Source organism: Bacteroides sp. B1-V-101 (assembly GCF_023656585.1).
Lineage (GTDB): Bacteria > Bacteroidota > Bacteroidia > Bacteroidales > Bacteroidaceae > Bacteroides > Bacteroides thetaiotaomicron.
In genome coordinates this window covers 121960-145611 of sequence record NZ_JAMOKH010000002.1, presented here as the reverse complement: position 1 = coordinate 145611, position 23652 = coordinate 121960, and the positions used below count along the sequence as shown (strand labels likewise).

18 protein-coding genes and 2 pseudogenes are annotated in these 23652 nt (G+C 39.4%); 4 read left to right on the top strand and 16 right to left on the bottom strand.

The features are described 5' to 3' along the window. Positions 1-81: 81 nt before the first annotated feature. Positions 82-444 carry a DUF3244 domain-containing protein gene (locus tag NBH01_RS02230; RefSeq protein WP_011108706.1) on the top strand — a complete coding sequence of 121 codons (363 nt, stop codon included), beginning with the start codon at positions 82-84 and terminating at the stop codon, positions 442-444. Positions 445-590: 146 nt separating this feature from the next. Continuing rightward, complete coding sequence (locus tag NBH01_RS02225; protein WP_225011794.1) at positions 591-2237, top strand: tetratricopeptide repeat protein; 1647 nt, start codon at positions 591-593, stop codon at positions 2235-2237. Between the two features lie 1152 nt (positions 2238-3389). On the opposite strand, the gene metK is transcribed toward NBH01_RS02225, so the two are convergent. Further along, complete coding sequence (gene metK, locus NBH01_RS02220; RefSeq protein ID WP_008762826.1) at positions 3390-4682, bottom strand: methionine adenosyltransferase; 1293 nt, start codon at positions 4680-4682, stop codon at positions 3390-3392. 237 nt (positions 4683-4919) lie between these two features. Here metK and NBH01_RS02215 point away from each other — a divergent pair, with 237 nt between their 5' ends. Together NBH01_RS02215 and NBH01_RS02210 are read left to right on the top strand one after the other, a co-directional pair. Then, entirely contained in the window at positions 4920-5123 is a 204-nt protein-coding gene (locus NBH01_RS02215; protein WP_224200534.1) for a hypothetical protein, read from the top strand. After that, the gene (locus NBH01_RS02210) at positions 5120-5311 is read left to right on the top strand and encodes a hypothetical protein (RefSeq protein WP_008762824.1); all 192 of its coding nucleotides are present in this window, start codon (positions 5120-5122) and stop codon (positions 5309-5311) included. The genes NBH01_RS02215 and NBH01_RS02210 overlap by 4 nt, the downstream gene beginning before the upstream one ends. A 30-nt stretch (positions 5312-5341) precedes the next feature. On the opposite strand, the gene folK is transcribed toward NBH01_RS02210, so the two are convergent. From folK to NBH01_RS02135, 15 genes and pseudogenes are all read right to left on the bottom strand, one after another. After that, on the bottom strand, positions 5342-5824 hold the full coding sequence (gene folK / locus NBH01_RS02205; protein WP_072067225.1) for a 2-amino-4-hydroxy-6-hydroxymethyldihydropteridine diphosphokinase: 483 nt from the start codon (positions 5822-5824) through the stop codon (positions 5342-5344). Between the two features lie 140 nt (positions 5825-5964). Continuing rightward, entirely contained in the window at positions 5965-7023 is a 1059-nt protein-coding gene (gene queA, locus NBH01_RS02200) for a tRNA preQ1(34) S-adenosylmethionine ribosyltransferase-isomerase QueA (protein WP_008762821.1), read from the bottom strand. Between the two features lie 17 nt (positions 7024-7040). Continuing rightward, complete coding sequence (truB, locus tag NBH01_RS02195) at positions 7041-7763, bottom strand: tRNA pseudouridine(55) synthase TruB (protein ID WP_008762820.1); 723 nt, start codon at positions 7761-7763, stop codon at positions 7041-7043. Between the two features lie 52 nt (positions 7764-7815). Continuing rightward, on the bottom strand, positions 7816-8610 hold the full coding sequence (locus NBH01_RS02190) for an undecaprenyl-diphosphate phosphatase (RefSeq protein WP_008762819.1): 795 nt from the start codon (positions 8608-8610) through the stop codon (positions 7816-7818). Between the two features lie 12 nt (positions 8611-8622). Further along, a complete protein-coding gene (locus tag NBH01_RS02185; protein ID WP_008762818.1) occupies positions 8623-8856 on the bottom strand; it encodes a DUF3098 domain-containing protein in 234 nt (77 codons plus the stop codon). A 49-nt stretch (positions 8857-8905) separates the two neighbouring features. Further along, entirely contained in the window at positions 8906-9787 is an 882-nt protein-coding gene (locus NBH01_RS02180; protein WP_008762817.1) for a cell division protein FtsX, read from the bottom strand. A 3-nt stretch (positions 9788-9790) separates the two neighbouring features. After that, positions 9791-10690: a methyltransferase domain-containing protein gene (locus NBH01_RS02175; protein WP_022471749.1), complete on the bottom strand. Its 900-nt coding sequence runs from the start codon at positions 10688-10690 to the stop codon at positions 9791-9793. Positions 10691-11584: 894 nt separating this feature from the next. Then, positions 11585-11746: a hypothetical protein gene (locus NBH01_RS02170; RefSeq protein ID WP_206665472.1), complete on the bottom strand. Its 162-nt coding sequence runs from the start codon at positions 11744-11746 to the stop codon at positions 11585-11587. A 773-nt stretch (positions 11747-12519) separates the two neighbouring features. Then, positions 12520-13359 (bottom strand): RHS repeat-associated core domain-containing protein, encoded by an 840-nt coding sequence (locus NBH01_RS02165; RefSeq protein ID WP_074859788.1) that lies wholly within the window; start codon positions 13357-13359, stop codon positions 12520-12522. A gap of 175 nt (positions 13360-13534) precedes the next feature. Then, positions 13535-14575 carry an Imm65 family immunity protein gene (locus NBH01_RS02160; RefSeq protein WP_225637758.1) on the bottom strand — a complete coding sequence of 347 codons (1041 nt, stop codon included), beginning with the start codon at positions 14573-14575 and terminating at the stop codon, positions 13535-13537. A gap of 7 nt (positions 14576-14582) precedes the next feature. After that, positions 14583-14984: pseudogene (locus NBH01_RS26760) on the bottom strand (JAB-like toxin 1 domain-containing protein); the annotation flags it as partial. A 210-nt stretch (positions 14985-15194) separates the two neighbouring features. Next, positions 15195-15758, bottom strand: a pseudogene (locus NBH01_RS02150) (RHS repeat domain-containing protein); the annotation flags it as partial. A 112-nt stretch (positions 15759-15870) separates the two neighbouring features. Next, entirely contained in the window at positions 15871-16443 is a 573-nt protein-coding gene (locus NBH01_RS02145; protein WP_008767442.1) for a hypothetical protein, read from the bottom strand. After that, positions 16403-20416, bottom strand: a complete 4014-nt coding sequence (locus tag NBH01_RS02140; RefSeq protein WP_011108702.1) for a DUF6443 domain-containing protein — start codon at positions 20414-20416, stop codon at positions 16403-16405. The genes NBH01_RS02145 and NBH01_RS02140 overlap by 41 nt, the downstream gene beginning before the upstream one ends. Further along, the gene (locus NBH01_RS02135) at positions 20413-23634 is read right to left on the bottom strand and encodes a hypothetical protein (protein ID WP_250699954.1); all 3222 of its coding nucleotides are present in this window, start codon (positions 23632-23634) and stop codon (positions 20413-20415) included. Before NBH01_RS02135 ends, NBH01_RS02140 begins: the two co-directional genes overlap by 4 nt. Positions 23635-23652 lie beyond the last annotated feature (18 nt).

The following is a 23652-nucleotide window of genomic DNA, read 5'->3' as shown; positions in this document are numbered from 1 at the left end:
AACTGAATTATTTCTGAACTCATCCATACTAAACAATCAGACAATTAGCCTTTAATTTGCAAAAAAAATAAAAGAACGATCATGATGAAAAAACTACTATTTATTGCAATTATTGCAGTATTAGGATGCACAGCACTCCAAGCTAAAAATCGCATCAGAATAAAAAGAGAGTCTTGGGAAGTAAAAGCAAGTACTAGAGTGCCAATATCTACCCCCCTTAATCTTTACTACGAAGGGAGTACACTCTTTATTCATGCTAATATAGATTTAGAAAACATTATAATTGAAGTAAAGGATTCCTTCAACAAAACTATCTACCTAGACCTTACAAGTATTCAAGCTAACAATGAACATGTATTTACTCTGGAAAATATATCTTCCGGAGAATATATTATCGAAATAAAATCCGGCGAAAACTATATTATCGGTTGTTTTATATTATAAGTCTTGATATATGTGTATATTTGCGCAAATAAAATCGCAATGATACATACATTCAAATGAAACAAAGACGAAAATTTATACTATTCTATTTAAGCATTATATGCCTATTCTCATGCACTGCCCCATACCCCAACACAATACTGCGGGTGGAAAATATTATTAAAGAATATCCAGATAGTGCATTAACCATTTTAGACTCTCTGAGTGAGAGTATCACAAAGGAATCACAATCAGCAAGAATGTACTATTACCTGCTGTTAACAGAGGCACGTGACAGATGTTACGTGCCTCATACGTCTGATTCTCTAATGTTATCCGTCACTGATTATTATGAAAGAGAAAATGATAAGGACAAACTGATAAAATCCTATTATTACACAGGCAGAGTATACCTTGATCTTCATGAAGGTCCTACAGCACTTTCTTATTTCCACAAAGCTTTTGATATCTCTACAGATAGCAAGAACTACGCTTTATTGGGGCGAATATACAGCCAAATGGGAACTCTATTTGCCTATGAAGGTCTCACAGAGGAAGTACTACAAGCTTATCGAAACGCTTATCACTACTTACAACTAGGCAAAGACAGTCTTACTAGCGCTTATGCACTACGAGATTTAGGAAGAGCATTCAATTTACTTGAGATAACAGACAGCACAATCTATTATTATAACAAAGCATACCAATTAGCTAATAGCAATGGAGACATACAAAGGGAAGTAAATATTCTCGAAGAATTGGCAGGCATCTATATTCAAATGGGAAAATATGACGAAGCATTGAAAACGCTACAAGAAACAAATAGTAAATGGCAAGATGAGAAAGATATAAATTATGATGTTTGGGGAAATTTCTATGTAAGTATAGGACAAAAAGATTCAGCAGCCTATTACTTCAAGAAAAATATAGGACATAATAATGTATATTCAGACATAGGAGCCTATCGGAATTTATATGAAATAGAAAAAGAACGTGGCAACTATGAAGAAGGATTAGCATATCTGGAGAAATATACAGAATGTTCTGATAGCATTTACGACATATCCAACACAGAATCTTTGCGAAAAATAAAGGCTTTGTATGATTACCAACATATTGAGAAAGAAAAAGAATATTTGCGCAAGAAAAATGCAGAACAACGAGCATGGATCATCTTTATTGTTATTGCCATCGTTTTAGGAGTTATCATCCTTATTCGATATAATAGAAACAGGAAAGCTATGATTCGGGAACAAGAGAAAAAACTTCATGAGATTAACGAACAACAATATCGGAAAAGCCAACTATATATAGAAGAAAACAAGAAAAAAATTGAAGAATTAAAAGAAAAGGTAAAATCGTTCGAACAGGAAAACAATGATTTACAACAAAAACTTTTACTTGCAAAAAAGGAAAAGCTAGAACAAACCAATCAAGCTATCGAAACATCACAAAGAGAACAAGCATTACTTGAGGAAGCGCTTAGAAGGTCTGATATTTATGCTTATTGTTATCGTGCGATAGAAGATTCCTCGATCAGACTCACCGAAACAGAATGGAAAGAACTAGAAAATATCATTAATGATACATATGACAATTTCACCAACAAGTTATTCATACTGCATCCCTCTATTACCAAGATGGAACTACGTATTTGTTTACTGTTAAAAATTAAAATTCCAGTTTCTACAATTTCACAATTGGTATGTCGTACACAAAGCGCTGTATCTATGAGCAGAAAACAGCTTTATAAGAAGATATTCAATAAAGAAGGGACACCCGCAAACCTAGATGACTTCATTGTCTCTTTTTAAAAAGATGAACTAAATCTCTGATATTCCACACAAAGAAGAAATACCCGCATTCAGAATCTTCAGTTTCACCCGCAAACGCCCTGTCGGAAGGGGATAGCGGCTGAAGGCACAGTTTTACAACTCCATTCTTGAAGCTTTATGAAGGGAGTAAGGTGCTTCAGTCCTTTCAGTCCCCAAAAACAATTTCGAACTTGATACCGTTCAAGATATCAGATGGTACCTCTCAGTGTGTCAGAAAGTACCATTCCGCAGGTCAGCCAGTACCATTCCGCAAGTCAGCCAGCACCATTCAAGGAGTTGGAAATCTCCCCATATTTTATTCATTCCTACACAGGCTTTCCGCTAATTACTATCCGAGTCACTGTGTATAATGAATAAACTCTGCCAACAGTTGAAATAGAACCTGCATTTACCTCAAACAGAGCCTGTATTCAAGATAAACAGAGCCTGTATCCAAGGCAAACAGACCCTCTGTTTGATCAGAACACACTCTTCGCTTGATTGATCTGAAATAAGCCGGCAGCTCGCCAACTTTCACCTCGGAGGCGAACAGACTTTAGCTCGGCGATGAATGAAGTTCAGCTCAGGGCTTACAAAATTTAGCCCGTATGTCAGGGCTGAAAGAACTGAAACCACCTGCCCCCTTTCAAAGTATGTCAGAGACGGGGTTGTAAAGCAGTGTTTTCAGCCGCTATCCCCTTCTGACAGGGAGCTTGCGGACGAAACTGAAAAAGCTGAATGCAGATTACAGGATAATAATAGCATAGAATAAAAGTCATACATCTTTCATTCAATTGTTGTACATCTCCGCCCCAAACGTTATACATCATCAACCTAACTGTAGTACTGAAACCCAGCAACTGAAGTACTTCTCACAACCAAGTCATGTACTATATATCACAACCCATACTTTGTGTCAGAAATCAAAAAATAGTCATCTGCTGTTTACAAGTTTGTCAACCGCAACAAATATAACGATTTTATTAATCATAACTTATAAACAGTTCAAATTCAACCTATTTATAAGTCGTAACTTATAAAATCGCCCGAATAACAAAAGCCGCAATCCATCTCTCCCGTATAAGAAGAGATGAGATTGCGGCTCACTATGGACTAAATAGCCGTAAAGCTATAAGCTGATTTCAAATAAAATTACAGACCAAAAGCTGCCTTGATCTTATCCACGTAGTCCAGTTTCTCCCATGTAAAGAGTTCTACTTCTACGGTCTTATTGCCCTCATAGCGGGAGAAGAACGTTTTCGATACCACTTGCGGCTCACGTCCCATGTGGCCATAAGCGGCAGTTTCCTGATAGATCGGGTTACGAAGTTTCAGACGCTCTTCGATAGCTTTCGGACGAAGGTCGAACAACTGGTCGATTACACGGGCAATCTCGCCATCGGTCATATTCACGTGGCTACGCCCGTAAGTGTCCACGAAGATGTTGATCGGGCGTGCTACACCGATAGCATAGCTCACCTGTACAAGCATTTCGTCGGCAACACCTGCCGCAACCATATTCTTAGCAATGTGACGGGCAGCATAAGCGGCACTACGGTCCACCTTGCTGGGGTCTTTTCCGGAGAAAGCACCACCACCGTGAGCGCCTTTGCCACCGTAAGTATCCACAATAATCTTGCGGCCTGTCAGACCGGTATCTCCGTGAGGACCACCGATCACGAACTTTCCGGTCGGATTGACGTGATAGACGATCTGATCATTGAACAATGCCAGTACTTTATCATGATGGATAGAAGCAATGACACGGGGCATCAGGATTTCGATAACGTCACGACGGATGATAGACAGCATTTCTTCGTCAGCTTTGAGCTGTGCTTCGGCAGAGTCATCAGCCGGCTGAATAAAGTCATCGTGTTGCGTAGAAACAACAATAGTATCAATACGGACAGGAGTTCCGTTGTCGTCATATTCAATCGTCACCTGGCTCTTGGCGTCCGGACGGAGGTAGGTCATCACCTTTTCTTCGCGGCGGATATCAGCCAGCACCTGCAGAATGCGGTGTGCCAGATCAAGCGAAAGCGGCATATAGTTTTCTGTCTCGTTCGTTGCATAGCCGAACATCATGCCCTGATCGCCCGCACCCTGTTCCATCGGGTCCTGACGCTCTACGCCACGGTTGATGTCGGGACTTTGCTCATGAATGGCAGAAAGCACACCGCAAGAGTTACTTTCGAACATGTACTCTCCTTTAGTGTAACCGATTTTCTTAATCACTTCACGTGCGATGAGCTGGAGGTCAACGTACGCTTTAGTTTTCACTTCACCCGCTAATACTACCTGTCCGGTAGTTACTAGTGTTTCGCAAGCTACTTTAGAACTGGGGTCGTAAGCCAACAGTTTGTCAAGCACGGCGTCCGATATTTGATCGGCTACCTTGTCGGGGTGTCCTTCCGACACCGATTCGGATGTAAATAAGTATCCCATCTTTTTAAATTAAAGATTATAAATTGAAAATTAAAATTGGGAAAATAAAGAGGGGAGGAAGAGAGCTGCGGAAGCATTGCCGAAAAGGCGTCAACAAGACGTGTTTTAGCATTTTTTTCCGTGGTTGCAAGCTGCTCAAATCTGTCCACACTTTCATTTCGGGGACAAAGATAGGTATTATTCGGAGATTATATTTATCTTTGGGCAATGTTTAACACATATATACAGGAAATTGGTATGAGAACAATTACATTAATGCAATATGTATTTTCCATTATCCTTCTGGTCATCATCTTCCTCGTCATGGATTATTTCTGGAAAGGAGACGAATTTTCATGGACGTATGAGTTTGCAAAAGGAGGAATCGGCGGAACTATCATCTGCCTTCTGAACCGTCATTTATTCCTCCGCCATCCTAATCCTAAACAGAAAAAAATATGATTATCAACAATAAATTAAGAACTCTTTTTGTACTGGCGCTTTATATAGGATTCACCATTGCCATTTACGCCATTGTATGCCACTTCCTGAAGATTGAGTTTCAGGATATTCACTTGTTATATGCAGTATTGGTAGGCTGTGTGGCTTATCTGCCGAGGTTTATCGCCGAAAAGAAAAGTAAAAAGTAAAAGGATAAGCAAGGGGAAGAGAATGCTGTATTATTTTTCTATCTGCGCCAGCAGCACCTTCATTGTCTTTCCCAATACCGGATGCACCAGTTCGGGGGCAATCTCCGTTAAGGGGCGCATTACGAAGTCACGTTCCGCCATCAAAGGGTGGGGGAGGTTGAGTGCTGCTCCGGAAGGAGAAGTAACCGAAAGTATCAGATCATCATAAAGCAGCAGGTCTATATCAATCAGCCGGTCGCTATATACGCCACCGACAGACTTATGCGTACGTCCCAGTTCACGTTCGATCTCCTGCGTCTTCTGCAGTACTTCCAGAGGCGACAGTTCCGTTTCTACACACGCCGCCGCATTCAAGAAACTATGCTCCGAATCGAATCCCCAAGGGGCAGTGATGTAAAAAGCAGACAGGGAAATGACTTTCCCTACCTGCTCCTCTATCTTTTGCACGGCAGTCCGGAGATTCTGTTCTTTATCTCCCAGATTAGTGCCGAGACTTATATACACTTTCGCCATTACCGGTCTATTCTACCTTAAACTCCCGCTCCCTGTCCAAAGGAACAAAGAACTCTACTTTGCCACATTTCGGGCAGACGTATAAGTCGAATGCTTCTTCGTGGCATTTGGGACAGATTTTCATAGCGGTATCTTTTCGTTTATTTATCCAGAATCAGCATCGCATCACCGTATGTACCGAAGCGATAACCTTCCTTCAACGCTACATGATAAGCATCCATCACCTGTTCGTAACCACCGAAAGCGGCCACAATCATCAGCAGTGTAGACAATGGCATATGGAAGTTGGAAATCATCGAATTGGCCACAGTAAACTCATACGGAGGGAAGATAAACTTGTTGGTCCAGCCTTCAAATTCTTTCAAATGTCCGTCGGTGCTCACCGCACTTTCGATAGCACGCATCACAGTTGTACCTACCGCACACACGTTTTTACCCTTATCCTTGGCACGGTTGACCGTATTGACAGCTTCCGCGTTTACAATCATCTGCTCGGAGTCCATCTTATGCTTCGTCAAGTCTTCTACGTCGATATCACGGAAGTTGCCCAGACCGGCATGCAAGGTGATATAAGCGAAATCAATACCTTTGATTTCCAGACGCTTCATCAGCTCACGGCTAAAGTGCAGGCTGGCTGTCGGAGCAGTTACCGCACCTTCGTTCTTGGCGAAGATGGACTGGAAACGTTCCGAATCTTCCGGCTCTACAGGACGGTTGATGATGGAATGGGGCAGGGGAGTCTCACCCAGAGCATAGAGGGCTTTCTTGAACTCATCGTGCGGTCCGTCATAAAGGAAACGGAGCGTACGGCCGCGGGAAGTGGTGTTGTCTATTACTTCCGCTACCATCGAGTCGTCGGCACCGAAATACAACTTGTTGCCGATACGGATTTTACGGGCAGGATCTACCAGCACATCCCACAGACGGAGTTCTTCGTTCAGCTCACGCAACAGGAATACTTCGATACGAGCTCCCGTCTTCTCCTTATTACCATACAGACGTGCCGGGAATACCTTCGTATCGTTGAATATAAATACGTCTTTATCATCAAAGTAGTTCAAAACATCCTTGAACATCTTGTGTTCAATCTCTCCAGTACGACGGTGCAACACCATCAAGCGCGACTCATCTCTATACTTCGTAGGATGCAAAGCGATTTTATCCTCGGGTAACTTAAATTTGAATTGTGATAGCTTCATATCTATTCCTTATTACGTTAATTATTATCTTCGTCGTTTTCTATTTCCTGCCGGTCGATCCACTCTTTAAAGTGTTCGGGGTCCAGGCAATCTTCCAGACGGACATCCCCCACACGTGTGCGGATCAGTTCCGTCAGATGGGCTCCGCTCTGAAGCGCTTCGCCGATGTCACGGGCCAGGGCACGGATATACGTCCCTTTGCTGCACACCACGCGGATTCGGATCGTCGGTTCCGGATCGTCCAGACGGCATTCAAGCAACTCTATCTCATCAATAACAAGTTGCTTCGCCTTTAGTTCCACCTCTTCGCCTTTACGTGCCAGCTCATAAGCGCGCTTGCCGTCCACCATGCAGGCGGAAAAGGCAGGGGGCACCTGCTCGATGGCACCAAGGAAGTGCGTCAGTGTTTCTTCCACCAGCTCCCGGGTGATATGTCCGGTAGGGTAGGTGGCATCTATTTCATGTTCCAGGTCGTACGAGGGAGTGGTAGCGCCCAACCGGAGCGTGGCTACATATTCCTTGGTATGATACTGAAATTCTTCTATTCGTTTCGTAGCCTTGCCGGTGCAGAGGATCATCACTCCCGTGGCGAGAGGATCGAGCGTTCCGGCATGACCTACTTTCAGTTTTTTCACTCCTATCCGGCGGCAGATATGATAGCGGACGTGTCCTACTACCTTAAATGATGTCCAGCCGAGAGGTTTATTGAAAAACAGTACTTCTCCTTTTTTAAAATTCACGTTATAGAGTTATAAATAACGAGTTGTGAGTGGGAGTAAAATGACTCACGACTTACAACTGCGTAATAATTACTGCCAATCCCGCTATTGCACAATAGATGGCAAAGTAGATCAGCTTTCCTTTCTTCACAATATTAATCATCCACTTGCAGGCAAGGCAACCGGCTACAAAAGCCGCCAGAAAGCCAACAACCAATGATAACGCAGGGATATCCCCCACTACATCTTCACCTTTCATCATCTTTACACTATCAAGCAACGCTTCCCCGAGAATGGGAGGGATCACCATCAGAAAAGAGAACTGCGCCAGTTTTGCCTTGTTATCTCCCAACAGAAGTCCCGTAGCAATAGTAGATCCCGAACGGGACAGCCCCGGCAACACCGCACAAGCCTGTGCCAGACCAATGATAAAGGCATCTTTCATCGAAATCTTATCCTTTTGACGTGGCTTATAATAGTACGAGAATGACAGCAGGGCAGCAGTCAGCAACAGCATGCAGCCTACAATCATCAGTCCCGAACCGAAAATAGCTTCTACATAATCTTTAAAGAATACGCCTACAATACCAATCGGTATCATCGAAATCACGATATTGATCACATAACGAGTCTCATCGTTCATCTGAAACTTGAATAATCCTTTGAAAATCCAGTCAATCTCTTTCCACAGAATCACCAGCGTACTACATACGGTAGCTACATGCACGACAATCGTAAATGCCAGATTCTCTTCCCCTTGTATCCCAAACAATGCCGATCCGATGGCCAGATGGCCACTGCTGCTTACAGGCAAATACTCTGTCAATCCCTGAATCAATCCGAGGATCATTGCTTCCAACCAACTCATAATTTCTTTTTATTATTCTTTTGTTTTAGGTTTACGCAACACTGCGTATATCATCGATATAAAGCCAAACAGGCAAACAACAGGTGCTACCTTGATTCTGCGTACACTGAAAATATCCGGTTCGAAAACCGTTTCGGACGACGTAGGTCCCGTCATCAATAGAAATCCGATAATGACAATCGCCATCCCTATCGCGAGCAAGATAAAGTTCACTTTATCGAAGGCAAATTTCTGTTTGTCAGACATAAGCTTATTTTGTTACAAGTTACTAAATTTCCAACTATATGTTATTCTCCTAAATATAATATAAGGTATTGGCTTTCATCCTCAGATATTTATTCATCGAGATGTAAGCACACAACCACGTTATCACTATTCCGAATACCAGCACGCTGCCGCAGACAATGAGCATCACTTCGGGTGTGATGACCTGAATCAGCTCCTGCTCGTACGTCACCGCCCAGTAGGCAGTTCCCATCAGAATGGCATCGGCAAGCATACCTGCCAATACGCCGCTCCACACGTTTTTCCGCAGGAAAGGTCCGCGGATAAAACTCCAGCTGGCACCCACCAGCTTCATGGTATGAATGAGGAACCGCTTGGAGTAGATGGCAAGCCGTATCGTATTGTTAATCAGTGCAAAGGATATGAAGGTGAGCACCACCGCCAGCGCCAGCAGCACAAGGCTGATGTTCCGTATATTCTCATTGACGGCATCGATCAGCTCTTTCCGATAGAGCACATCCTGTATGTTAGAGTTCTTCTTGATCATTTTCTCTATCTTCGCGATACTGTCGGAATTGGCATAATCGGAGTGAAGTTTGATTTCAAGGGAGGCCGTGAAAGGGTTATAGCCAAGAAACTCTTCGGGATCGGTGCCCATCGCCTCCGTCTGCTCTTTCAGAGCCTGTTTTTTGGAGATGTACTCGGACTGCTTCACAAAAGGTTCCTGATTCAGTTTCTTCTGGAGTTTCAGAATATCCGCCTCCTTCATGTCATCACTGATAAGAACGGAGAAACTGATATTTTCGCGGACGTATACAGACATATTGTGCGCTGTGAGCACAAAGAACACAACCAGCCCCAACAGCAGCAACACCAATGTCGTACTGATACTGGACGTTATGAATTGCATATCGAACAGTGACTTCGACTTATATCTGTTTTTATTTCCCATGCGCTATCTTTTTTTCCGGAATACGTAAATCATCGAACTGCTCCGTTCTTTCCGCCCCAACGTGCTGAACCACGCAAGCGTCCCCACATACATCCCTTTGAGGAAACTGCACGAACTGCCGCGATGTTTCTCACTCAACATCGATACATAGAACGCATCAAACGGCATCGGATGACGAGCCGCCATAATGAATCCATGACGGGAAGCCAGCTGCTGAATAGTGACGGGAGTGAAATGCCAGAGATGGCGGGGGACATCGTATGCCGCCCAATATTCACCATAACGTCCTGCATCATAGGAAGAACAGTTGGGCACTGCCACAATGAGCATCCCTTTCTCTGTCAGCAGTTCACGAAGCATTTCCCATGTTTCATTGAGGTGTTCCAGATGCTCCATCACGTGCCAAAGGGTGATCACATCAAAACTGCCGGGAGCAAACTCCTGCAAAGCGGATTCGGGTTTTACGTCCAAATCGAAATGCTCCTTTGCAAAAGCACGTGCCTGCGGACTTTTCTCCACTGCTTCCACCTTCCATCCACGGCGTGCCATGGTGTCGGCAAAGTATCCGGTTCCCGTCCCGATATCGAGCAAACGCCCTCTTTTACGGTGTGCTTCTCTTGCTACCAGACGCGCTTTGCGACCCAGCATATAGGAACGTACATAATGGTAGATGGTATTCATCGCGCCCTTGCGCGTATCAGTGTGGGAAATGTAATCGGGAGTCTCGTAATACTTGCCTATCTCTGCTTCTACCGGCACACCTTGCGTGAACGTAAATCCGCAGTCTTCACACGAACACAGTTCAAACTGTTCGCCCGAAGCATAAAAATCCGTACAAGTCATGACGCGTTTCAAGTGCGTACTGCCACACACCGGACAAGCATTTATAATGAGTTTCTCCATTAATTTCTAAGCAAAATTAAGTGCTGCCTCGATTCACAAGACAACACTATTCCCGAATTTGGTGCAAAGAAACAAATAAAAAGTGATGGATTGGGCTTTCGTTAAGTACTTTTAATAATATAACGTTACTCTGACACTTATTTCAAAGTGTATCTCAAAACAGAGAATGAAATTAAATGTGAATCAACTTCCCTCAATCAGAACAGCCATTTCTCAGTACATGAAGAATGGATAGGAATCATCTCGTAGAATCAGAAATATACAACACAAGTACGGACTGAACAGGAAAAACGGAAGGATTCGCGATTGGCATATTTCCGAATCACACAGATTTTACTTTATAGCGATCAATAAAACACAGATAAGATCAAAAACATAAATTCCGAATATGTATTTCATCATTTAACTTTCAATCTAACATTTTCAAACTCTTCTGTAACTGACGACATCCGGAGCAAAACAAGCACTCAAAGTACCTTTTTACCCATTCCTTTAAATGAAGCGAAGTGCTTCTCACCGACCAACGAGTCGTTCCTTTAAAACCAACGAAGCTTTTCTTTAAATGAAACGTCTCCTAACATTGGTAGTTATCATGCATATTTCACCTATTTATATCCAAAAGCAAGATTATTCCTGCATATTCTTGCATCTTTTTATGCAGTATTTCTTCTATCAGGATAAGTCTTAACATCCCCTTTTTAAAAGTAATCTTCAAAATAGAACATATAATTTGTGAGGGCATTCATGCGGGAACGTATCTTCTAATTTAATAGGCTGCCACAAGCTATGATATCAATTACAGCAGATTTTTTCTCCACCATTAAAATATCTCAAATGAAAATTCTAGTTAATTTCAGTGTCATAACCTATTTGTGTAAAAGCTGATTTATCTAATTACTTATCTTTGATGTATACCCATATTCGTGGATCTTGTCCATGATAGCCATCAGGCATATCATCTGGATATGAAATACCTAATATTCTACTAACTCTCTTTTCACTCAGCGCTTTTTTCCCTTCCAAATAAAAAAGAATATATTTATCTTTGTAATTCATAGCATTGGTAGGTAAAATTTACCCCCTGACAGGCAACTGCCAGGGGAATAGTCAATACTATTGATACGTATATCAAAGAAATAATCACTTTTCTCATAATCACCAAAATGAAAAATTTACTTTATTTCAACCCATCCTCTACTTCAATGAATAAATTAAGTGATTCATCTATTTCAAGATCCACAACCTTTTGACTCTCGAAAAGTCAAATTGTTCGTGCCATCAAACCATGACAGCTGTAATATCATCTTCTGATGTAGCAATTCATTTTCCATCTTTCTGAACTTCCCAATAGCAATATGTCATTATACGATTCCCACTATCAAATTCCATAAGAATAATTGAGTAATTACCTCCATCAGAACTACTATATACGATGTTACAACCTATATTTTTTTTTAATTCAGTATTAAAATTCATATTATCTAAATAAATCAATTTTCACATAGCTCCTCGAATAAAAGGTACCCCAACATGAGTATATATATCGCTTCATGTCAGGGTAACACTTATTAATGCAAGAGGCCAATCTATATCAAAATATCTATAATTATTTCATATTTATAATCTTCCTTATTTGGAATACTACAAACCAGATAATAATAATAATCGTAAATAAATGAGGTATAAGTTCTGTACCATAATACCAATAATCATCTTGCATATCTGAGACATTTTTAACCATAGTCCCAAAAACAAAATTAATTAATTGAAAAAATAATGCACCTAAACTTAGTAGCACTGCAACTACTCTGAAAATAATTTTCAATATGTTATTGTCCATAATTTATTTGTATATTTGGATTTTGTATTAACCATGAATCTAAGATTGGCATAAGTTGATTCCAAGTTATACCATTGTTAGCATTCCAAAAACTTCCACTATCAATCCAATCTCTATGCCTATATTGATACCCTTCATTGCTTTTCTTTCTTATTTTATAATTCGCATTAGGAATATCTCTGCTACCATCTATTGGAAGACTTAATCCTTGTACCCAATCATTAGTAATCGTAGCATCAATCAAAAATGTTCCAACCGAGCCCATCAATTCAGAAGGCAACCATGTATTTAGATGAATTGAGAAATCAACATTCCAACCTTGCTCTTTTAAATATCGAATAATACCTTCTGAAAAAGCACCTCCCATACTATGAGAAATAATTCGGAATACATCCTCTTGTGGATTCATACCCATTATCAATTGTTTGTAATTTTCTTTAGCATATGCATATCCATCTAAATTTCTTAAAAAGGTAGAACTACGCAAATAGTTAAAATCAAAGTCGGTGAAATAGGCACTTTGATCATTAAAAAAGTTTTTTGCACCTTTAACAAAAGAACTATTTACTCCTCCCCAATAAGTGCCACCTCCTCTAGGAGATCCAAACCCTAAATACCCATTAACAAAAATAATCTTCTGCCCATCGGGGTCAATACAATTATGTGGTGTATTTAATCCATATACATACGAACTAATTGAATAATACTTCTCACTCATCGGATCAACCGCATGCCATCTACCAAGCGCTGCATCATACATACGCGCCCCATAATCATACCAATCAAGACCATTCTTCCTATCAAGTTCTTTACCGTTATACTTACGAATGTTTATCTACTAATGTACTCTCTGCAAATGACACCTCATAAGGATAATAGTGATTAGTCCGGACAACTGTTCCATCAAACTTTGCTACCACACGGCTATTACCCTGATGATCCTGAAGATAAAAAGAATACTGCCCATCTTCAATATAGCCAACTTCATTTAAACTGCTGTAATTCTAATCCCACTTAAAAAAACGTCGTATTCTCTCTTCTTTATCATAAACCCCTTTATTATAAATATACCTTACCCTTTTTGATAAAGAATCTCTTAAGTCACTCGAATAAACTGCATCATTATGCATTATTCTAAATTTCTGTGGGATATTATTAATATTCAAGAAGCAAAAAGTCGAATCGCTAAACAGCTTATACATAGACATCCAAATATCCTTATCCGGTAAATTCTGAAGAAATGAATGGGGAGGTTCACTATCATATTTCAAGGATTTAAAATCATGAGGGGCAATAGCAACTGGAAGTGAATCCCTCAAAACCAATTTTAATGTATCCGGTCCATTTATTACAGCATAGCACATACTCCTCGCTGAATTCCTCGATAATAGCAAAACGGAATCAGTCTGATTTCTTACAAATATTTCTCCTGAGAATCTTTCTACATAATTCTTCAGACTATCAATCTCAAGTTCAAAAAGGTCCGGAATATATGAACTGGGAACAATAATATCGTGCGAAGTCAATCCCATCAATGCAGTTTTCTCCTGGGGTATATCTCCAGAAAAATACGACCAAAGTTCCGGATATTCAAATAGACGATAATAATTAGGCAACATCTTTACTAAGATATGTTTATCTTCATATTTTCGAAGAGCCAACAGCCAATCACGACCTCTGTTTAAACATAAATTTTCATGAAAGTTAGAGTCCGAAACAAAACCTCTCTCAAACAATTCTGTGCGTGACATTTCAGGCTCATCTAATTCGATAAAGCAAAGATATCTTTCTTTATACTTTATCACTCTGGAAGGTAACTCAGCACCATCAGAACCAGGAGAATCTGATTCACCGATATAATAAAGTGAATTAGAATCTGTCGAAAACACTTCATCTATTTCTATATATGTCGTAAGTAAATAGCCACTATCTATCAGCACTTCCACCTGTTTTGCTACACGCTGATGAATATCTTCCAAAGAAGGGGAGGGGGATATGCATCCCCCCAGTATAATTAATAGAACAACATAGACTAATTTTCTCATAAGCATATCATTTACGTTTTATATATTGCAATAAATCTGTAGCATCATATACACGAATAGAATTTACCCGACTTGCATTTTTGATATATTCATATATCATACCCTTTTTATCAGTACTCACACGGTTATCTTTCATATACACAGCATTCTTACGTTGTGGCTTAGCTAAGTTAAAATCATTACCAGCTCCACCTTTCGTTCCTCCGGGCAAATGAGAATGAATATCTATAACTTTTTCTCCTTTCACAGAAAGTTTATTTTGAGCATATACACCATTATCTACCCCATATGGATCTCGATCTGTCGCAACAACAGCTGTTCTTGTACCATTATCATCATAAACATCTAACTTCCATTCAACAGTTGTGTGATCAGCAGCAAATTTAAAAACAGTAGCAGCTGTCTCCAAATCTTGAGTACTTCCATAAGATTTCTTCACCCGATTTTCCTTCTGCTCTTTCGCCTGCATACTATGCATTTCCCCAAGTAACCCCTGATTTACAGTTACTGAAATAGAACGATCACTGGAAAGATATAAATTATCTGTTGAACCTTTACCTCTCTTATCAATAGGAGTCTCATTAAATAATCTTCCTGATCTGCTGATAACATAATCATCCTTTCCGTCTAAGTCTATCCTCAACACAGGATTGTTCTTACAATAAGTATACGGACTCCAACTATAATACTTCTCACTCATCGGATCAACCGCATGCCATCTACCAAGCGCTGCATCATACATACGCGCCCCATAATCATACCAATCAAGACCATTCTTCCTATCCAGCTCCTTACCGTTATACTTATAAGGCTGCACAGCATTACTTACCGAACTTGATAGCAGACCGCCAAACGGATAATAATGGTTCACTTCTTCAACATTACCACTCTGGTCTACAACCACACGGTTATTACCCAAATGATCCTGGACAAAATAGTGATACTTAGAATCGTCCAGTGTAACATAGCCAGCTTCTGTAAGCAACTTGACAGGGATTCCATTTTCATAGATCACATTGCCGCAATAATCAGTTACTGTAGTATCACTCCCTATGATATGCGTCGTACGAAGTTTTATTCCATCAGCATCATAAAGATAAGAAATGACATGACCGTTTTCAAATTCTATACGACTCGGTAAATTTATAAAATTATATTGGATATCAGCCAACTTTTCACTCAAATAATATCACACAGAAATGTACACAAACAAAATAGAGGATGTGATAACACATCCTCTAAATATTTTCATAAATTTCAAATAGACAACTATTATCAGAATAAATACACTATCACTATTTTGATTTAGGTAGATATTCATCTATTTCATCTGGATGGTCACGTAAGTATTCTTTTATAAAAGACGGTAACCATTCATAAGGGGTAAGAGAATCATATAATACTTCCTGAATAAACTTTTGAAGTTGCTTTGGATTTCCCTTCATCAACACGTCATTTAAAAGCACTCCGTAACCACCGGCACCAATGCAGACTTTTATATCAGGCCTCCTTTCACCGTTTATCGGTTTTAATCTTATAAGTGAACTTACCCTAAGATCGATATAAGAATCGGGATTGGCAGGTTTCAACTGATTAACCAGAGTCAAAAAGCGATTGATAATCTTCCTATCACGAATAATTGTTTTATGGCTATCATTTCCAAATACAATGTGCAAACAATCGGTGATAGGAACATCTGTATCCACATCTCCTATAAACCAAAAATTTACATTTTCCACTTCGTTACTATCAATTAAAAATTGATTGCTTTTACATGATGTTATAAACAGTAATAGCAAAAACAATGAACCACCATAAAAACATTTTTTATGGTTCAGAAGTCCATACAGCTTTATTCCTTTTCTCATATTCCTGTGTTTTTTGTCTATCAATCACATTTGAAGTAACGCCTTTCGTTATTACAGTTTTCCCATTATGGTTTCTTCTTGTAACTTGACCGGAACGGGTTTCTCCATTAGCCCTTGAGGTTTTCTGTTCAGAACCAGTTATCACCCGCCTTTCTTCTTTTGTCTGATATTGCGAATCGCTACCTCGTGCTCTATTTACTTCATACTCTTGAGTATTTGTTTTATGTTCCAAAGCATGATCTGCTTCATGGTCAAATACGGTAGCCGGAGAATTGACTATTCCATTATCTTTTTGCGATCCCCAGTTACTCTTCCAATAAATACTTCCAGCCCCACGTGCGGCATTGGGATTATATGAGTTCTCAAACACCGCTTCCATCACATTTACCTTTATATTGGTATTCTCTACAATTGCTACCGTAGAGGCTCCACCTCCGTTTCCTGCCTTCAATCCATTCGCTTTATTATATTGATAAGCAGTAATTACAGATTGTACAAATGAATTTGGATGAGTTATGTCACCACCACTATATGAATATGAAACCTTTTTCCCAGCATCATTATTATACCAAATAACTACTGTATTTCCGTCCGGGTCAATATGATTTATCGGATTACCCATACAATAAGTATACGGACTCCAACTATAATACTTCTCACTCATCGGATCAACCGCATGCCATCTACCCAATGCAGCATCATACATACGCGCCCCATAATCATACCAATCAAGACCATTCTTCCTATCCAGCTCCTTACCGTTATACTTATAAGGCTGCACAGCATTACTTACCGAACTTGATAGTAGACCGCCAAACGGATAATAATGGTTCACTTCTTCAACATTACCACTCTGGTCTACAACCACACGGTTATTACCCAAATGATCCTGGACAAAATAGTGATACTTAGAATCGGCCAGTGTAACATAGCCAGCTTCTGTAAGCAACTTGACAGGGATTCCATTTTCATAGATCACATTGCCGCAATAATCAGTTACTGTAGTATCACTCCCTATGATATGCGTCGTACGAAGTTTTATTCCATCAGCATCATAAAGATAAGAAATGACATGACCGTTTTCAAATTCTATACGACTCGGTAAATTTAAACAATTATATTGGATATTCAATATTTTCTTGTTCAAATCTTTCGTCATATTACCATTTTCATCATATTCATATTCAGCTTCTTTGTTTACTCCGTCTTTGAAATCAAAGCCATTGCCGTAAACAGAATTTGTAGCCCTATCTGATACTGATTTTAGTTGGTTCCCATTATAGGACATTGCCAGATCATCTATCAAGCCGTATCCGGTAGATGAAGTCTGTCCGGAACGTTTGATCCCTAAAATATTACTCATCTTATCGTATCCGGTTACTTGTTCATTGAAGCGATTCTGATTTTGAACGAGAACACTGCCTTCTCCATACACCGCATTCGTCAAACGATTCAAATTATCATAAGTAAAGTGGTAGCCTCTCATTATATCATCTTCACCCGATTTCCAAACCATACTGCTGATATTACCATTGTAATATGGAATACCCGTTCCGTCCGTATAATGCAATACTTGCTCAAAAGATGAACCAGTGATACCAGTTAGCCAACTACGAATATTATACGAATAAGACGTATTCAACAGACCGTTATGGAACGTCTTCCGGGATAAGCGTCCCAAATCATCATACACATTGTCAATAAGAATCACTTCCTGAGCATCTCCCAAACGATGCAGCGCCTTTACAAGACGTTCGGCGTGATCATACTCATAGGTATAACTGTCACTCAAAATCTCATTTCCAGCCCCGGTCTGACGGTGTAAATGCCGCAAGGCGTTCCCATTAAAATCATAGGAAAAGAAATCACGGTCCATACCACCTAAATGGTTGTCAGAAACAGTTTGAGAAAGGCGACCACGATCATCATAATACATCACTGAGTAATTGTAGGGAGAATCCACTCCATATTCACCATTACGATACTGATCGTATGCATCCGTATGCAACTTAGCTATTCCTGTCAACATTCCTTTAGCACCGGATGACGTAGCGGCAAAACCTTCTTCATGGGTATATCTAAATTCATCTCTTGCCGAAAGATCTGTCCGATACATAAAGTCATAGTTATCATAATAATTGATTACCTGAACTAATGGTTTCGGCCCCACTAATCCTGCCATAAGACTTCCACTAAACTGATACCCCCCATATTCAGTACTTCCTACGTATTGACAAACATACCAATTCGACAATCCACTAAAAATAGGTTTTAAATAAGGATTATCAAACGGATCAATCGCAACTTTACATACTCCCTGCAAGCATACACGACCGAATGCATCCGGAATACTAAATTTCCATTCTCCTCTTTTACGTTCCTCGCCATTCTGGCTAAATATAAGATTGTTGTTTACATTATAGACATAGTATTCCCATGAAATTCCTGGAAGCTTTTTAGCCATGAGGTTTCCCGCCACATCATATTTATACAAATATCCATACATATCGAGTTTTTCTGCAGGAATATTACCTACACTCAACTGATCGGACAATGCAGGAGGAAGAACAGCACAAAGTTTTCCCAAATCATCATAAATATAGTAAGTATCCGACAATTGCTTATCCCCTTTCAGTCTTGATTCTATACGACGTTCCAGAACGGTTCTTTCCAAACGGTCTTTAAATTCAAACAAAGTGACTCCATCTTCATCCTCTGAGCGTGTAACAAGCAAGCTTCCATTTTCATACTGTTTACTTACACTAATATTTAATGCTTCTCTTGCCCCATTGATCAATTGAAAACCGAAACAACCTAAAGTATCATTACCAGCGATATTAACGTACTCATCTATTTTCAATGATCTGCCATTTTCACGCCATACTCTCCCCGGATTATGCTGTTTAATTACTTTTTCCAAAGGAGAATTTTCGTAGGTAAAGGTTAAATACGGATAAGCATCTCCTCCATAAGTATTGCGTGCCAATTCTCCACAAGAAGCTACAGATATGAAATCACCTGTGTTTTGTGTCGTTACAGCTGGCAACCATGTATTGGCTTTACGCCCCCACCCATCATATTCTTGTAGGGTTACTAAATCTTTATGACTAGGACTCACACCTTGTTGTACCGTTTCTTTCGAACGCCCCAGCCCATCATAGTAATTAACCACAAGCATACCTTCTTCCTTATTTCCTGTCCTACTCTTGAAAACAGAAACAGCATTTTTGCCAAAACGTTCGGGCAATAGATCATTTCCCCAATTTATTGCAGGAAAAGGAATAGCCGGCATCGGCTGTTCTTCCGGAGCAAGTCCTTTTGTCTCTATTGACAGAGTCATGATATAAAATAAAGGAAGTGGTCGAATTGAGTCCATCGGCAAGACCGGATCTATTGGCGGAAAAGGATCAATCGGCGGAAAAGGCTTTATTGGTTCATGCGGGTCGATCGGTTTAATATCAAAAGTATTAGTTTTCAATACACTTGCAGCATTCACACCATTATCATCAGGAACAAGAATATCTTTGTTCTTTTCTATTACAGTCGATGTCAAACAATATGTACCGGCAAATAACAAAAGAGTATCAGTGAAACTCACTGATGATAAAGAATCCGGATCAACACTTTTCGCATTCTGATAATACACCTGATTAGTGAGCAAATTATCATCTGTTATTTTTAATTGACATTCCAATTGTCCCGGAACTTTCTCCATTTCCATTCCCATAGTGAAATAATTAGACTTAAAAGAAATATATAATGGTTCTTTCACACGAAACAAGTAGTTTGCGCAACTCACTGACGATGTATCAGAAATGTTTATATGGTCCAGATGTTTTGTTTTAACCATATCCCTCTTCAACGTGTCATATTCGAGCTTACCTATCTCATTCTGCAAAGAATTCTGCGCAGGTATTTCTATCGAAAATCCTGATAGCAAAATTAGAAGTAATATTATTTTATGCAATTTCATAGTTGTCCTCCTTTCTCTATGGCTACTTCTCCACTTTCAATCTTGGAGCCATAATAATAATTGTAATCATATATATTTAATATCCGTTTTTGATAATCTCCATCTTTAAATTCCATAATATAATTCTCTGTCAGGCGACCCAGAAAATCATATTTATAAAACACAGTGATTCCATTAGGCTTTGTTTCTGAGACCAAACGCAACTCATTTGTATATTTGTAAATATAGAAATGCGTTCCGGATATCTTATGCCTGATATTTTCTATTTTTAGCAAATTAGTTGCAGAGATATCGGATGAAGAGAAATCCTTCACATTCATTCCCAATGCTTCTTCCACTTGATTAAGAGTGGCATTTTCTATCCGTGATATTAACCGTTGACCTTCAGCTCCCCATATCAATACAACGGGCGTTGACTCTTCGTGAAGATATATAGGATTCCCATAACCATCCACAGCCTGCACAGTGTAATGTTTATGCACATAACCATCTCTATCTGTACTAATCTGCTTTATATAAGGTATAGGACCCATATACTGATATACCTCTTTTAAATAAGAGCCGCCTGTCTGTTCTTTTTTACTAGAAACCGGAGATAGTATATGTGCTTCTTCCATCCATTTATATTCCGGTAAAGTTGCAGCATAAACATATTCTGTCAGAGTACTTTTTCCATCGCTGTTTCTACCGGCTATTTGGCTTAACTGCTTATACTTATTATATTGATACGCCTTTTCTATAACAAATGCCGTATTTCCCGATTGAGGATAAAGAGTTTCTATAACAGAGTCGGTCAGATAAGCATGTGTATATGTACGAGTTAAAGTCCCCACTTTTCCTAGCATGAAATTGTCTAAATCTGTACAAAAGAACAACACCATTTGATCAGCTGTTACAAATGAGCCTGGAGTTACCTCTTTGTATCGGTAATTCACCTTCTTTCGCAAACGATCATTGACATCATAGTATTCTTCAGACAACAACTTTCCTCTCTCCATAGAACGACTGCTAAATGGCATTGTATAAGAGTTCCCTTCAAACATAGAATAAAAAGCAAGCTCGTCATAATGAGTATTACCATAAATATCCTCATTATAGTTAGAGTAATGACGCACAATATAACCTTGCGACTTATTATCTTTGTCGAACGCTTCTTCAATTACACAAGAATAACCTACATCCGGTGTATTCAGATTAGTAACTGATGGGAAAAAACCTCCCTTTGATTTGAGATATAACGATATTGCATTCTTAGGATCAGGCTCCTTATCTCCATCCTTAAGAGTATACACCATCTCATTAACAGGAAGACTTTTCAATATTCCACTACTTTTTCCAAATCGGTCACGGGTATTCGAATAGTAATATTGCTTGGCACCAAGCACATTATCTTCATTATCCAGATTGGTAATACGCCGAATACGCAAACCGCCTGCAGTACCACTTTTGTCTGTTAATGACATCAAAGAAGGAGCTACCACTTTTGAATAGTTGTTCAATTCATATTCAAAACGGCTTTTTCCACCTGTTGGATAAATGACTTCCGTCAAGACCTCTGCCAAAGTATATTGCAAACTACTATAAGTCTGAGAAAAATTAGGTATCTCGGCAAAAGCAACACTTCCTCCTGTATAATATCCCCACGAATCGGCAATCGGGCGTACATAATCATTTGGCATACGTTTTTCCGAATTATAAAGAAAACGATATTCAGGTACGCGACCTCCGGTCAAATTCTCAGGTATATTATACCAAGTAAGAAAATAAAATCCATGTGGGTGCCATACATAGTTAGGGATCAAATCCGGATTCCCTGAACGTTCCGTAATTAAAGACAATTTAGTACGATTATTCCTTGCATAGTCAAAATATATAGTTTTCAAAGCCTTGGAGTTCTTTCCTTTCACATAAATACAATGAAGAATTTTATGTTGTAGTTTTGATTTAATCGATTGACGCAATGTTGCCTGATCGGTATTATCAATTTGGTTTCCTAAAAACAGAGTAAATTGATTAGCCGGGTCTTCAAAATTCATGTTATCTATATCCTGACGGTCATAATTTGCATTGTCTTTCCATGCCAAATAACTATCAACAAACTTATCTCCATATCCGTATTCATTGTAATAATTGAATTCCAATATCTCGTTAGGTGTTTTTATAGTCTTTAAATTAACTGGGAAAAGCAGATACCCAGTCATCCCTGAACGCCCACTTTGTATACCACTATAAGTGCATGGTATGTTGGTCACCACTTTCTGTTGGGGTACATAACGAAGATCACACATGATAGCTGAAGTGTCATAACTGAATTCTATTACCCGCTTGTCTACGGTTGTTATTTTGGACAACCTCCAGGTAGTAGCTATTAAATCACTGTTATAGCGGGCATAATAAGGAATACTATATTCAGTAGCGTTGATTCCACCAAATTCATACCTGCATCCATCAGGAGTAATCAGCGTAAATTTATTGAAAAAACGATTGTTTCTTGTGCTTGCTCCCCATCTACTTACATCAAGACGTTTTCCGACTTCCGACAAACTAAGAAAGCCTTCCCCATCAACAGGATTAAATTCCACACGTATATCCTGATCAGAAACAACATTCCACTCTCCATTACCGGCATAGTAGAAATTTCCAGAATAACCACAAACACTAAACGAAAATTCGTCAGCAGTTAATTCATAATAATCATTTTCCGTGCTTTGTATATGCATCGTTTCTGCTTTAAACTGTTCATTACTGATATTTTTCAATTTAGAAGCATGTGCATAATAACCCGGAGCATATCCATTTGATTGACATTTCTCATCATACATTCCACGAACAGAACGTGTAATATAGCCGCCTGCTATAAGATTCCATCCAAGTCCAAGACAACCAGACTGGGAATTAGGCTTTACCGAAGCCAAATGATAACTTGCAGCAAGTGATAACGAATAGTTACCAGCTTTCAATTCATAAATAGGCACGGATATATCCGGAACTCCCGTATATAAACTAACTGGAACTTTTCCATATTCTCCCAAACCGGCTATTTCCGGACTGGGTACATTTTTAATAGGTATTTGTTGCTGACCTATACAGTTGAAACTGAATATTGCCAGAAAAACAAATACTGATAGTAGTCTTTTTTCATATTCTTTGATATATAATAGTTTCTTAAATAAAATCACAATACTAAGAAACTCCCTGCCCGATAAAGTAGCGCGCATATTCCCATGACAGGGAGT